This is a genomic window from Actinoplanes sp. NPDC051470 (assembly GCF_040682035.1).
GTDB lineage: Bacteria > Actinomycetota > Actinomycetes > Mycobacteriales > Micromonosporaceae > Actinoplanes.
Genome location: NZ_JBFBAA010000001.1, coordinates 1 through 13,221, shown reverse-complemented (window position 1 = coordinate 13,221; position 13,221 = coordinate 1). Strand labels below are relative to the sequence as shown.

Annotated in this window: 10 protein-coding genes; 4 read left to right on the top strand and 6 right to left on the bottom strand. The window is 72.8% G+C overall.

The window, feature by feature from the left end:
* The gene (locus AB0M54_RS00050; protein ID WP_364468247.1) at window positions 1-5,484 is read left to right on the top strand and encodes a carboxyl transferase domain-containing protein; all 5,484 of its coding nucleotides are present in this window, start codon (window positions 1-3) and stop codon (window positions 5,482-5,484) included.
* Between the two features lie 92 nt (window positions 5,485-5,576).
* Here the strand turns inward: AB0M54_RS00050 and AB0M54_RS00045 are convergent, their stop codons facing one another.
* From AB0M54_RS00045 to AB0M54_RS00035, 3 genes are read right to left on the bottom strand one after another with little or no spacing between them, the layout of a single operon-like run.
* Window positions 5,577-5,906 carry a DUF952 domain-containing protein gene (locus tag AB0M54_RS00045; protein ID WP_364315225.1) on the bottom strand — a complete coding sequence of 110 codons (330 nt, stop codon included), beginning with the start codon at window positions 5,904-5,906 and terminating at the stop codon, window positions 5,577-5,579.
* Window positions 5,903-8,116, bottom strand: coding sequence for an ATP-dependent DNA helicase RecG (recG, locus tag AB0M54_RS00040; RefSeq protein WP_364468245.1), 2,214 nt, complete (start codon window positions 8,114-8,116; stop codon window positions 5,903-5,905). Before recG ends, AB0M54_RS00045 begins: the two co-directional genes overlap by 4 nt.
* Window positions 8,113-9,837 (bottom strand): DAK2 domain-containing protein, encoded by a 1,725-nt coding sequence (locus tag AB0M54_RS00035; protein WP_364468243.1) that lies wholly within the window; start codon window positions 9,835-9,837, stop codon window positions 8,113-8,115. Before AB0M54_RS00035 ends, recG begins: the two co-directional genes overlap by 4 nt.
* 171 nt (window positions 9,838-10,008) lie before the next feature.
* On the opposite strand from AB0M54_RS00035, the gene rpmB reads away from it, so the two are divergent.
* A complete protein-coding gene (rpmB, locus tag AB0M54_RS00030) occupies window positions 10,009-10,200 on the top strand; it encodes a 50S ribosomal protein L28 (RefSeq protein ID WP_030436140.1) in 192 nt (63 codons plus the stop codon).
* 30 nt (window positions 10,201-10,230) lie between these two features.
* Here the strand turns inward: rpmB and AB0M54_RS00025 are convergent, their stop codons facing one another.
* The gene (locus tag AB0M54_RS00025; RefSeq protein WP_364315233.1) at window positions 10,231-10,713 is read right to left on the bottom strand and encodes a GNAT family N-acetyltransferase; all 483 of its coding nucleotides are present in this window, start codon (window positions 10,711-10,713) and stop codon (window positions 10,231-10,233) included.
* A gap of 66 nt (window positions 10,714-10,779) precedes the next feature.
* On the bottom strand, window positions 10,780-11,715 hold the full coding sequence (locus tag AB0M54_RS00020; protein WP_364315235.1) for a thiamine-phosphate kinase: 936 nt from the start codon (window positions 11,713-11,715) through the stop codon (window positions 10,780-10,782).
* A gap of 106 nt (window positions 11,716-11,821) precedes the next feature.
* On the opposite strand from AB0M54_RS00020, the gene AB0M54_RS00015 reads away from it, so the two are divergent.
* Both AB0M54_RS00015 and AB0M54_RS00010 read left to right on the top strand, forming a co-directional pair.
* A complete protein-coding gene (locus AB0M54_RS00015; protein ID WP_364315238.1) occupies window positions 11,822-12,055 on the top strand; it encodes an Lrp/AsnC ligand binding domain-containing protein in 234 nt (77 codons plus the stop codon).
* Between the two features lie 2 nt (window positions 12,056-12,057).
* Window positions 12,058-12,696 (top strand): DUF3515 family protein, encoded by a 639-nt coding sequence (locus AB0M54_RS00010; protein WP_364315241.1) that lies wholly within the window; start codon window positions 12,058-12,060, stop codon window positions 12,694-12,696.
* Between the two features lie 7 nt (window positions 12,697-12,703).
* Here AB0M54_RS00010 and AB0M54_RS00005 read toward each other — a convergent pair whose 3' ends face one another.
* Window positions 12,704-13,072 (bottom strand): hypothetical protein, encoded by a 369-nt coding sequence (locus tag AB0M54_RS00005; RefSeq protein WP_364315243.1) that lies wholly within the window; start codon window positions 13,070-13,072, stop codon window positions 12,704-12,706.
* Window positions 13,073-13,221 lie beyond the last annotated feature (149 nt).

Sequence of the window (13,221 nt, the reverse complement as noted above, 5' to 3'; positions counted from 1 at the left end):
GTGTTCAATCGTGTCGCCATCGTCAACCGCGGAGAGGCCGCGATGCGGCTCATCCACGCCGTCCGGGATCTGTCCGCCGAGACCGGGACGCGGATCGAGACGGTGGCGCTCTACACCGACGAGGACAGCAACGCCACGTTCGTCCGGGAGGCCGACGTCGCCCACCCGCTGGGCCCGGCGTCCGCCCGTCCCTATCTCGACCACGCCGTCCTCGAGCGCGCCCTGCTCGACGTCCGGGCCGACGCGGCCTGGGTCGGCTGGGGCTTCGTCGCCGAGGACCCGGCGTTCGCCGAGCTGTGCGAGCGGATCGGGGTCACCTTCGTCGGCCCGAGCGCCGAGGCGATGCGCAAGCTCGGCGACAAGATCGGGTCGAAGCTGATCGCCGAGGAGGTCGGGGTCCCGGTCGCGCCGTGGAGCCGCGGCGAGGTGGCCACGCTCGACGACGCGCTGCGGGCCGGTGACGAGATCGGCTACCCGCTGATGCTCAAGGCGACCGCCGGTGGCGGCGGCCGGGGCATCCGGCGGGTCGACTCGGCGGCCGACCTGACCGACGCGTACGAGCGGACCAGCCAGGAGGCGCAGCGCGCGTTCGGCTCCGGCGTGGTCTTCCTGGAGCGACTGGTCACCGGGGCGCGGCACGTCGAGGTGCAGGTCATCGCCGACGGGCAGGGCACCGCCTGGGCGCTGGGCGTCCGCGACTGCTCGGTGCAGCGCCGCAACCAGAAGGTGATCGAGGAGTCGGCCTCCCCGGTGATGTCACCGGAGCAGACCGCCGAGCTGAAGTCGTCGGCCGTGCGGCTGGCCCTCGCGGTCGGCTACCGCGGCGCCGGCACCGTCGAGTTCCTGTTCCACCCGGGCGAGAAGCTGTTCGCGTTCCTCGAGGTCAACACCCGCCTCCAGGTCGAACACCCGATCACCGAGATCACCACCGGCACCGACCTGGTCCGGCTCCAGCTGCACGTGGCCGGCGGCGGCCGGCTCGAGGGACCGCAGCCGCCGGAGAGCGGGCACGCCGTCGAGGCGCGGCTGAACGCCGAGGACCCGGACCGTGACTTCGCGCCGTCGCCGGGTCGGATCGTGCGGCTGATGCTGCCGGCCGGCCCGGGCGTCCGGGTGGACACCGGGGTGAGCGAGGGCGACTCGATCCCGGCCGCGTTCGACTCGATGATTGCCAAGATCATCGCGTACGGGCGGGACCGCGACGAGGCGCTCGGCCGGCTGCGCCGGGCGATGGCCGAGACCACCGTGATCATCGAGGGTGGCGCCACCAACAAGAGCTTCGTACTCGACCTGCTCGACCAGCCCGAGGTGATCGACGGCAGCGCCGACACCGGCTGGATCGACCGGGTGCGCGGCGAGGGCCGGCTGGTCAGCCACCGGCACTCGGCGGTCGCGCTGGCCGCCGCCGCGATCGAGGCCTACCAGGACGAGGAAGAGGTCAGCCGGCAGCGCCTCCTCGCCACCGCCCACGGCGGGCGCCCGCAGGTGCGGCACGAGACCGGCCGCCCCCTCGACCTCAAGCTGCGCGGCGCGAGCTATCGCGTCCGGGTCTCCCGGCTCGGCCAGAAGCGGTTCCGGGTGGCCGTCTCGGCCGGCGCCGACCTGCACCGGGCCGACGTCGAGGTCGAGCAGTACGACGAGCACCTGGGCCGGATGCTGATCAACGGCCGCCGCTTCCGGCTGGTCACCGCCACACACGGCCCGATCCACCTGGTCGAGGTCGACGGCGTGACCCACCGGGTCAGCCGGGACGAGGGCGGCGTGGTCCGCTCGCCCGCGCCCGCGCTGGTCGTCGCCACCCCGGTGGCGGTCGGCGACGAGGTCGACGCCGGGGCGCCGATCCTCGTGCTGGAGAGCATGAAGATGGAGAACGTCCTGCGTTCGCCGTTCCGGGCCCGGGTCCGCGAGCTCCCGGTGTCGGTCGGCAGCCAGGTCGAGACCGGCGCGCCGGTGCTGCGCCTGGAGCCGCTCGGCGACGCCGTCGAAGAGGCCACCAGCGCCGTCACGGGCGTGGTCGACCTGCCCGAGGCGCCGGCCGACCCGCCCGCCGCGGCGCGGGCCGAGCGAGGCCTGGAAGACCTGCGCGGTCTGCTGCTCGGCTTCGACGTCGACCCGGACGACCGGCGGCGCGTCGCCGGCTACCTGACCACCCGGGCCGCGCTGGGCGGCCGGGTCTCGGACGGCGAGGTCGACCTGCTGACCGTCTTCGCCGACCTGCTCGAGCTGAGCCGCAACAAGCCGGGCGGCGACATCGAGATCGAGCCCGGCAGCCCGGTGCACAGCCCGCGCGAGTACTTCCACAGCTACCTGCAGAGCCTCGACGTCGAGCGGGCCGGCGTGCCCGAGACGTTCCAGGCCCGCCTGCGACGGGTGCTCGGCCACTACGGCGTCGCCACCCTCGACCGCACCCGCGAGCTGGAGGCGGCGGTCTTCCGCATCTTCCTGGCCCAGCAGCGGATGCCGTCCGATGTCGACGTGGTGTCCGAACTGCTCCGGCACTGGATCGCCGGTCCGCCGCCGTTCGGCGACGCGCTGCTGGAGCGGGCCGGTCTCGCCCTCGAGCACCTGGTCGAGGCCACCCAGATCCGCTTCCCGGCGGTGTCCGACCTGGCCCGTGGCGTGGTGTTCCGGTGGTTCGCCCAGCCGCTGCTGCGGCGTACCCGGGCCAAGGTCTACGCGGCCGTCCGCGACGACCTGCGCCACCTCGACCGCAACCCGGACGCCCCGGACCGCGCCGAGCGGATCCAGGCCATGGTGGCCAGCTCCGAGCCGCTGGTCCGGCTGATCGGCCAGCGCGTCGGCCGGCCCGGCCGCGACCTCGCCCCGCTGCTCGAAGTGGTGACCCGCCGCTACTACGGCAACCGGACCCTCTCCGACATCGTCACCCGTGAGGTGGCCGGCTGCCGGTTCGTCACGTCCCGGCACACCTCCCCGGAGCGGGAGACCCTGATCGTCACCACCGCCGTGGACATCGCCGCCCTGCCCGACGCCGTCGCCGCGGCCTTCGAGTTCGCGGCCGAGGTGGACGAGCGCGGGCTGGTGGCCGACCTCTACGTGACCTGGGAGGGCCAGCCGGACAACACCGACACGCTGGCCGAACGGCTGGCCGAGTTCCTCGCCGCCCGGCCGCTGCCGGCCGGGGTGCGGCGGATCACCCTCACCGTCGCCGGGTCCAGCGGCCTGCTGCACCACCACTTCACCTTCCGCCCGGACGGCGACGGATCCGGTCTTGTCGAGGACCGGCTGATCCGCGGTCTGCATCCGGCCATCGCCCGGCGCCTGCAACTGCAGCGGCTGCGCGAGTTCCACCTCACCCGGCTGCCCTCGGCCGACGAGGAGATCTACCTCTTCAAGGCGGTGGCGCACAGCAACCCGGCCGACGAGCGGCTGATCGCGATGGGCCAGGTGCGTGACCTCACGCCGCTGCGCGAGGCGGACGGCCGGCTGGTGGCGTTGCCCGCGGTCGAGGACGCGATCACCGCCGGCCTGGACGCGATCCGCAACATCCAGGCCCAGCGCCCGCAGAACAAGCGCTTCGACACCAACCGGATCATGATGTACGTCTGGCCGTCCACCGAACTGACCGCGGACGAGCTGAACGCCCTGGTGCAGCGCATCCTGCCGACCACGGCCGGCGCCGGCCTGGAGGAGGTCCAGTTCCTGGCCCGGCAGCGCAACGCGGCCGGTGAGCTGAGCGAGGCCGCGGTCCGGATCACCATCGACCCGAGGCACGGCGCCAGCCTGTCCGTCGACAAGCCGACCGACGAGCCGGTGCAGCCGCTCGACGACTACCGGCAGAAGGTGCTGCGGGCGGCCCGCCGGGGCAACGCCTATCCGTACGAGCTGACCAGCATGCTGGCCGGCCCGAGCGGCGGCTTCGTCGAGCACGACCTCGACGAGCACGGCGTCCTGGTTCCGGTGGACCGGCCGGCCGGCCGCAACAAGGCGGCGATCGTGGCCGGGGTGGTCACCACGCCGACGGCCCGGCACCCCGAGGGCGTGACCCGGGTCATCCTGCTCGGCGACCCGACCAAGGCGCTCGGCGCGCTGTCCGAGCCGGAGTGCTCCCGGGTGATCGCCGCCCTCGACCTGGCCGAGCGGATGGGCGTGCCGCTCGACTGGTTCGCGCTGTCGGCGGGCGCCCGCATCTCGATGACCTCGGGCACCGAGAACATGGACTGGGTGGCCGCCGCGCTCAAGCGGATCGTCACGTTCACCCAGGCCGGCGGCGAGATCAACGTCGTGGTCGCGGGCATCAACGTCGGCGCCCAGCCGTACTGGAACGCCGAGGCCACCATGCTCATGCACACCAAGGGCATCCTGGTGATGACCCCGGATTCCGCGATGGTGCTCACCGGCAAGCAGTCGCTCGACTTCTCCGGCGGCGTCTCGGCCGAGGACAACTACGGCATCGGCGGGTACGACCGGGTGATGGGCCCGAACGGCCAGGCGCAGTACTGGGCGCCCGACCTGATGTCGGCCCGCGACGTGCTGATGGCGCACTACGACCACACGTACGTGCAGCCGGGGGAGTCGGCGCCGCGCCGGGCGGCCACCGACGACCCGGCCGACCGGGACGTCTCCGGCTACCCGCACTCGCTGGCGGGCAGCGACTTCACCACGGTCGGCCAGATCTTCTCGCGGGAGCACAACCCGGAGCGGAAGAAGGCCTTCGACATCCGTACGGTCATGCGCGCCCTCGCCGACCAGGACCACGCGGTGCTGGAGCGCTGGGCCGGGATGGCCGACGCCGACACCTCGGTCGTGCAGGACGTCCACCTCGGCGGCTGGCCGGTCTGCCTGGTCGGCATCGAGTCCCGCTCGGTGCCGCGCCGCGGCTTCCCGCCCACCGACGGCCCGGACACGTACACCGCCGGCACGCTCTTCCCGCAGTCGTCGAAGAAGACCGCGCGGGCGATCAACGCGGCGTCCGGCAACCGCCCGCTGGTGGTGCTGGCCAACCTGTCCGGCTTCGACGGCTCCCCGGAGTCGATGCGCAAACTGCAGCTCGAGTACGGCGCCGAGATCGGCCGGGCCATCGTCAACTTCCAGGGCCCGATCGTGTTCTGCGTGATCTCCCGCTACCACGGCGGCGCGTTCGTGGTGTTCTCCAAGGCGCTCAACCCGAACATGACCGTGCTGGCGCTGGAGGGCTCGTTCGCCTCGGTGCTGGGCGGCGCCCCCGCGGCCGCGGTGGTCTTCTCGGGCGAGGTGAACAACCGGACCGTGAACGACCCGCGGGTCGTCGACCTGCAGACCCAGGTGGCGTCGGCCAGCGGCGCCGAGCGGGCCGAGCTGAACGTGCGGCTGGCCGAGGTCCAGTCGGCGGTCCGCGCCGAGAAGCTGGGCGAGGTGGCCGCCGAGTTCGACCGGGTGCACAGCATCCAGCGGGCGGTCGAGGTCGGTTCGGTCGACGCCATCATCAGCGCCGCCGAGCTGCGGCCGCGCATCATCGAGGCGATCGACCACGGGATGAAGCGCTGAACCCGGTGCCTATACGCGCTCAGAGCAGCTCTGAGCGCGTATAGGCACCACCGTCCTGCCCGCCACCGTCCTGCCGCGGCCGAGATGGCCCGCTACAGGGGAGCGAAGGATCCGTCGGGACGCGGCGGCAGGTCGTGCACCGCGACCACGGCCGCGGTCGGGATCGGGCCGTAGACGTGCGGGAACAGCCGGCCGTCCGGGTCGGGCGGGTCGCCGTCCTCCCAGACCGGCGGCTTCGGCAGCCGCTTCTCGTCGATCTCGAGCACGACGAGGTCGGTCTCGCCGCGGGCCAGCCGGGTCGCCGGCACGTGCACGTGGTCGCGCGGCGAGCAATGGATGAACCCCTGCGTGGAGAGCGTCTCATTGATGTAGAGCGCGGCGTCGGCGGAGTAGTCGGACCGGTGGCAGAAGTGGTAGATCATCCCTTCTCCAGGAACTCGGCTCGTTCCTCGTCGACCAGGGCGGCCACGGACGCGGCCAGCGCCGGGTAGCGCGACAGCGTCGGGTCGTCCTCGACGAGTGAAGCGGCCTCGGCGCGCGCCTCCTTGATGAGCTTCTCGTCCCGCAGCAGCGACAGCAAGCGCAGATGTGAATGTTTCCCGGATTGCGAGGCGCCGAGCACGTCGCCCTCCCGCCGTTGTTCCAGGTCGATCTCGGAGAGCTTGAAACCGTCCGTGGTGGACGCCACCGCCTCCAGCCGCTCGCGGGCCGCCGACGCCTCGGCCGCCTCGCTGACCAGCAGGCAGATCCCGGCCGCCGAGCCCCGGCCGACCCGGCCGCGCAGCTGGTGGAGCTGGGAGACGCCGAACCGGTCGGCGTCCATGATGATCATCACGGTGGCGTTGGGGACGTCCACGCCGACCTCGATCACCGTGGTCGCCACCAGCACGTCCAGGTCGCCGGCGGCGAACGAGCGCATCACCGCGTCCTTCTCGTCGGCCGGCAGCTTCCCGTGCAGGATCGCGATCCGCAGCCCCTTGAGCGGACCCTCCGCCAGCGCCGGCGCCACGTCCAGCACGGCCAGCGGTGGCCGCTTCGCCGACTCGTTGTCGCTGGGGGGTTCGCCGTCCTCGTTCGAATCCGAGTCGGTGTCGCCGATCCGTGGGCACACCACGTACGCCTGATGGCCGTCCTTGACCTCTTCGCGCAACCGCCGCCAGGCCCGGTCCAGGAAGGCCGGCTTCTCCAGGGCGGGCACCACATGCGAGGCGATCGGCGAACGGCCCCGCGGCAACTGGGACAGCACCGACGTCTCCAGGTCGCCGTAGACCGTCATGGCCACCGTGCGCGGGATCGGCGTGGCCGTCATCACCAGCACGTGTGGCGGCTGGGCGGCCTTGGCCCGCAACGCGTCCCGCTGCTCGACCCCGAACCGGTGCTGCTCGTCGACCACGACCAGCCCGAGATCGGCGAAGTCGACCCCCTCGTACAGCAGCGCGTGCGTGCCGATCACGATGCCGGCGCTGCCGTCGGCGACCTGGGCCAGCGCCGCCCGCCGGGCCTTCGCCCCCTGCGAACCGGTGACCAGGGTGACCCGGGTGCCGGTCGGGTCGCCGTCGAGCTCGCCGGCCCGGCCGAGCGCGCCGAGCTGGGCGCCGATCCCGCGGAAGTGCTGGGTGGCGAGCACCTCGGTCGGTGCCAGCAGAGCCGCCTGCCCACCGGCGTCGACCACCTGCAGCATCGCGCGTACCGAGACGAGGGTCTTGCCCGAACCCACCTCGCCCTGGAGCAGCCGGTGCATCGGGTGGGGCCGGGCCAGGTCGGCCGCGATCTCCTCGCCCACGTCGCGCTGGCCCTCGGTCAGCTCGTAGGGGAGCGAGGCGTCGAACTTCGCCAGCAACCCGGCTTCGGCGCGGGGCCGCGCGATTGCCGGGGCCGCGGCCGCGCTGGCCTTGCGCTGCACCAGAGTCAGCTGTACGGCGAAAGCCTCGTCCCACTTGAGCCGGTACTTGGCCTTGTACAGCTCCTCGGTCGAGCTGGGCCGATGGATCTCGAACAGGGCCTTCGCGATCCCGACCAGCTTGTTGGTCGCCCGGGTGGCGGGCGGCAGCGGGTCGTCCGGCGCCTGGAAGGTGTCGAGCACGGTTCGCACGCACTTGGCGATCACCCAGGTCGGCACCGCCTGCGCCGCCGGGTAGACCGGGATCAGCGCGCCCGCGAACTCCTCGATCTCCTCGGCCGCCTCGTCCTCGGTCGCGTCGGCGCTGAGCAGCTGATAGGCCGGGCCGTTGAGCTGCCGCTTGCCCCGGAAGTCGGTCACCTTGCCGGCGAAGAGACCCCATCGTCCGGTACGCAGCTCGCGCTGCCGCCACGCCTGGTTGAAGAACGTGCAGGTGAGGGTGGCGCCGGAGCCGTCGCCGATGGTCACCTCGAGCATCGAGCCGCGCCGCTGCCGCATCGGCTTCACGTTGATCGAGCGCACCTGGGCCAGCAACGTGACCTGCTCGCCGACCTCCAGCTTGCGCATGTCGGTGTGTTCGCCGCGCTCGTCGTACCGCCGCGGGAAGTGGTAGATGAGGTCGCCCGCGGTGTGCAGGTCGAGATGGTCGGCGAGCGCCTTCGCGGTCTTGTCGCCCAGCACCTTGCCCAACGGTGTCGTGGTCGTGGTGGCGGCGGTCGTCGTTTCGCTCACTCGACTCCAACCAGTAGGTGGTACCGGGGCTGCCCGCCGGCGAAGCTCTGCACCTCGGCGAACGGCCAGCCCTGGCCGATGTGTGCCGTCAAGGTCTCGTCCAGCCCCCGCGGGGCGTCCGCGCCGAGCACCAGGGTGACCAGCTCACCGCCGCCGCCCAGCATCCGGTCGACCAGCCGGCAGGCCACGCTCGGCAGGTCGTCGCCGATGATGTGCACCTCGCCGTCGACCAGGCCGAGCAGATCACCGGGCCGGCACCGCCCCGCCACGGTCAGGGACTCACGCTGGGCCGTGCAGACCTCGCCGTACCGGCAGGCGCCGGCCGCCTCGGCCATGGCGATCACGTCATCGGCGAAGGACCGCCCCGGGTCGCGCACGGCCAGCGCCGCCAGCGCCTGCACCGGCGACGAGGTCGGCACCACGCTGACCCGGACCCCGTTGTGGGACGCCTCCCGGGCCGCCGCGGTGGCCACCGCGTGGGTGTTGTCGTCGTTGGGCAGCAGCACCACCCGACCCGCGCCGGTGCTCTCGATGGCCGCCAACATCTCGGCGATGGACGGGTTCCGGTCGACGACAACGGTCCCCTCGGCCGCGAAGAGGGCCGTCAGCCCTTCACCCGCGGCCACGACAACGGCCCCGCGCGCGTTGCGGGCCGGCGCGTCCTCGACCCGCGGCCGCGGCTCGTCGAGGTCGTCGTGCTCGCCGCCGTGGTGCTCGTGCCGGTCGCCCCGCACGCCGTCGAGCCGGCTCACGCCGATCCGGTGTGGCCGCCCGGCCTCGAGCCCGGCCTCGATGGCCGCGCCGACCGCCTCGACCGGCACATGAACATGCACGTTCCAGGTCGGCGAGACGGCGTCCCCGGTGCCGACGACCACCAGCGAATCCCCGAGCCGGTCCAACTGCCCGCGCAACACATCAACGGCCTCGGCCGGCGCATCCAACAGGTACTGCACCTCATACCCGAACCCGGCCGCGCCGGCCATCTCCGCAGTTCGATCCCCGGCCGCGCCGGCCGTCTCCGGGCCTTCTCCGCTGATGGCGAGGGCGGTTTTCCCGCCCACCCCGGGCAGGGGCTGCTCATCGCTGCCAGGAGGCCCTAACGCCTCGACCAGAGCCTCGAGCAGAAGCACGAGCCCCCGCCCGCCCGCGTCGACCACGCCGGCCCGCGCCAGAACCGGCAGCTGCTGCGGCGTCCGCGCCAGGGCCTCGGCCGCGGACCGGGCCGCCGCCCGGGCCACCGCCCGCAGGTCATCGGACTTGAGCCTGCCGGCCCCCTCGGCCGCCGCGGCCACCACGGAGAGAACAGTGCCCTCGACCGGCCGGGCCACCGCCGCGTAGGCCGCCTCGCTCGCCGTCCGCAACGCCGACGCCAGCTCGGACCCGCGCACCGCCACCGCGGTCGCGAACGAGTCGGCCATGCCGCGCAGGATCTGGGACACGATCACGCCCGAGTTGCCCCGGGCGCCGAGCAGCGCACCCCGAGCCATCCGGCGCATCGCCCGCCCCAGCGGCGTTCCGCTCTCGGCCGCGTCGGAGGACGACTCGGACGACTCGAGCGCCTCGGCCGCCGAGGTCAGCGTGAGCACCAGGTTGGTGCCGGTGTCGCCGTCGGGGACCGGATAGACGTTGAGCTCGTCGATCTCGTGCTGGTGAGCCCGGAGCGCGGCGAGCCCGCCACCGCACCAGCGGTGGACGGCCGCGTCGTCCAGCGTTTCCAGCACGCTCCGACCTTACTGGGGAGGACCGACAATCCCTCCGTACGTGAGCCCGATTGGCTCCTCCGCCATGCCATCAGGTACCGTGGTCGGGTTGCCTGTGGGCGGGTCAGCCCTGGGCGCTCCAAAGTTCTCGGATTCAAATCAGTTCTCGGTTCAAATCTCAGGAGTATCACCGTGGCTAGCGTGTGTGACGTCTGTGGCAAGGGGCCCGGCTTCGGCCACAACGTGTCCCACTCGCACCGGCGGACCAACCGCCGCTGGAACCCCAACATCCAGTCGGTGCGTACTCCGGCCGGTGGTGGCACGACCAAGAAGCTGCAGGTCTGCACCTCGTGCATCAAGGCCGGCAAGGTCGTCCGCGCCTGATCCGGTACCGATGATCAACCCCCGCGACGCCTAGCGTCCGGGGGTTGTCTGCGTGTCCAGCTCCCGCGCGTAGGACAGCACGCCCGCGTGCCCCTGGTAGAAGCCGAAGTCGGCGATGCGGACATATCCCGCCGACTCGTACAGCCCGACCGCTTCCGGCTGCTTGTCGCCGGTCTCCAGGATCACCCGCCGCAGCCCGGCCGCCCGAGCCGACTCCTCGATGGCGGTCAGCAGCCGCCGCGCCACACCCCGGCCGCGCGCCGCTCGGGTGGTGAACATGCGCTTGAGCTCGGCGTCCGAACCGTGCCGGCGCCACCCGGCGCACCCCACCAGCCGGTCCCCCTCGACGGCGGCGAAGAAGCGCCCGCCCGGCGGGTCGAAGTCGGTCAGCGCCACCGGGGTGTCGTCGCCGCTGCCGCCGTACCGCTCGCCCATCTCGGCCAGCTGAGCCGTGACCAGCGCCTGCACCCGCGGGTCGGCGAAGCCGATCTCGCGCACCACGATCTCGTTCACGGAGAACGAGACTAGGTCGCGTCTCGTGGATCAGCCAGGCCTGATCCACAGGACACGGGCTGGCTCTCAGCGGAAGTGGTCCCATCCGGTGCCGCCGGTCCACGCGCTGCGGTCGACGGTCACCCCGGTGCCCTCGTGCACGCTGCCGACCACCCGGAAGCCCGGGGGCAGCGCGGCGCCTGGTGGGAAGGACGCGGCCAGCGCGTGGTCGTCCCCGCCGGTCAGGATCCAGAGGTACGGGTCCACGCCGAGCGCGCTGGCCGCGTCCCGCATCTGATCCGGCACCGTGAAGGCCTCGCGCCGCACGTCGATGCCGACCACGCTGCCGGTGGCGATGTGACCGAGATCCTGGAGCAGCCCGTCGGACACGTCGATCATGGCCGTGGCGCCGGCCCCGGCCGCCGCCGCGCCGGCCGCGTAGGGCACCTCGGGCCGGCGATAGGCCTCCACGAACATCTTCGGGGTGCGGAAGCCGCGGGACAGGATCGCGTACCCGGCCGCGGCGTAGCCGGTTCGCCCGGCCACCGCGAGCACGTCGCCGGGCTGAGCGCCGGTGCGGGTCACCGGCGCCTGCCCGGCCAGGTCGCCGAGCGCGGTGACGGCGATGGTCAGCGGCCCGGCCGACACGTCCCCGCCGACCACGCTCGCGCCCACCTTGGCGGCCTCCGCGGCCAGCCCGCCGGCCAGGTCCTCGGCCCAGGACACCTCCAGGTCGGTGGGCGCGACCAGGGCGACCAGCAGGGCCGTCGGGGTGGCGCCCATCGCGGCGATGTCGGCCAGGTTCGCCCCGGCCGCGCGGTGGCCCACATCGGCGGCGGTGCACCAGTCCCGGCGGAAATGCCGGCCCTCGACGAGCACGTCGGTGCTCGCCACCACACGCCCGTCCGGGGCGGCGACCAGGGCGGCGTCGTCGCCGGGCCCGAGCAGCGTGGAAGGACCGTCGTCGAGGCGCGCGACGATCCGTGCGATCAGCCCGAACTCGCCGGCCTCGGCGATGCTCACGTGGTTTCCCCCTCTATGGTGGCCACCTCGAGGTGGCCGGACGCGCACTGGCCGATCCGTACGGTAGTTTCACGTTCGGGTAGAACCGTCGGATAGGAGTCAGGTCGTGGTCCAGGCATACATCCTCATCCAGACGGAGGTCGGAAAGGCCCGTGACGTGGCCGCCGCGATCGACAAAATCGCCGGGGTGGTCCGGGTCGACGCGGTCACCGGCCCGTACGACGTCGTGGTGCTGACCGAGGCGAAGACGGTCGACGAACTCGGCCGGCTGATTGTGAGCAAGGTCCAGTACGTGCCGGGCATCACGCGGACGCTCACCTGCAGCGTGGTAAACCTCTGAGCATGGTCGACCTGGTGACCCGTACCCCCGTCGAGCCCGACCCGGGCAATCGCAAGGCCGCCCTCTTGGCCGCGGTGATCGCGGTCCCGGTGGCGGTGATCGTCGGGGTGGTGTTCTTCCTCGCGGTCCGGCCCGACGCGCCGGCCGCCCCGGCCCTTCCCGCGGCTTCGGCCGGCGCGCCGGTGATCGTGCCGTCGACGCCGGTGCCGATGACCGTGCCCAAGCTGAGCCCGCGCGCGGCCCAGGTCTGCCTGGCGGTCACCTCGCAGCTGCCCGACACGGTGCGGAATCTGCCCGCGCGGCAGGTGAGCGCCGGTCCGGAGCAGAACGCGGCGTGGGGCGAGCCGCCGCTGACCGTGGCCTGCGGGGTGCGACAACCGCAGATGTGCGCGGCGCTGGACGAAGGACCCGACTGCGTGCCGCTGACCGCCGATCTGCTGATCATGAACCGGGTCTGCTGGTACGGCCGGACCGGCACGTCCGGGTCGGTCTTCACCACGATGGACCGCGAGGTCGCCGTCCAGGTGACCGTCCCGGCCGGGCTGGCGAATCCGGCCCAGTGGGCGAACGAGTTCTCCGACGCCGTGGTCAAGACGGTCAGCTCCAAGACCGCCGGGGTGCCTTCGGGCTGCGGCGGTTAGCAGGCGTTCAGGAGGCGTTCTCGACGCCGAACGACTGGGGGAGCACCTCGGTGTCCCAGAGCTCGTCCAGATGCGCCAGAAAGCCGATGAGGCTGCGTTCCAGGTCGCGTCGCTCGGCCGGCGGCAGGGCGGCGAGCGGGTCGGTGAAGACGAGGCCGGCCGGGAGCGCCGAGCGGGTGCCGACGAACCGGCGGCAGGCGGTGCACCAGACGTACGAGACCAGGGTGGGCCGGCGCGCGGTGGCCGGCGTGGTCAGGTAGGCGCGGACGGCGCGCGCTCCGCAGGACGGGCAAATGCGCTCACCCGGGTCGGCCATGAACGCCGTCCCCTGGGTGAGCGCGGCCACCTCGGCGCCGTCGAAGCTCTTCCACTCCATGGCGCCACCGTATGCCCGTACCCGATCGGGGCGAAAGTGGACACAAGCGAAGGGCGCGCCGACCGGGTGGTCGGCTGGTTCTTGCCGGCGCCCTTGGCCACGTACAGCGCCAGGTCGGCCTGCCGCAGCAGTTCGGCCGCCGTGTCCGC

Excerpts from the sequence above, each read along its gene's own strand:
- AB0M54_RS00045 (WP_364315225.1), bottom strand. The coding sequence starts at position 5,906 with ATGATCTACCACTTCTGCCACCGGTCCGACTACTCCGCCGACGCCGCG.
- AB0M54_RS00010 (WP_364315241.1), top strand. The coding sequence starts at position 12,058 with ATGGTCGACCTGGTGACCCGTACCCCCGTCGAGCCCGACCCGGGCAAT.
- AB0M54_RS00005 (WP_364315243.1), bottom strand. The coding sequence starts at position 13,072 with ATGGAGTGGAAGAGCTTCGACGGCGCCGAGGTGGCCGCGCTCACCCAG.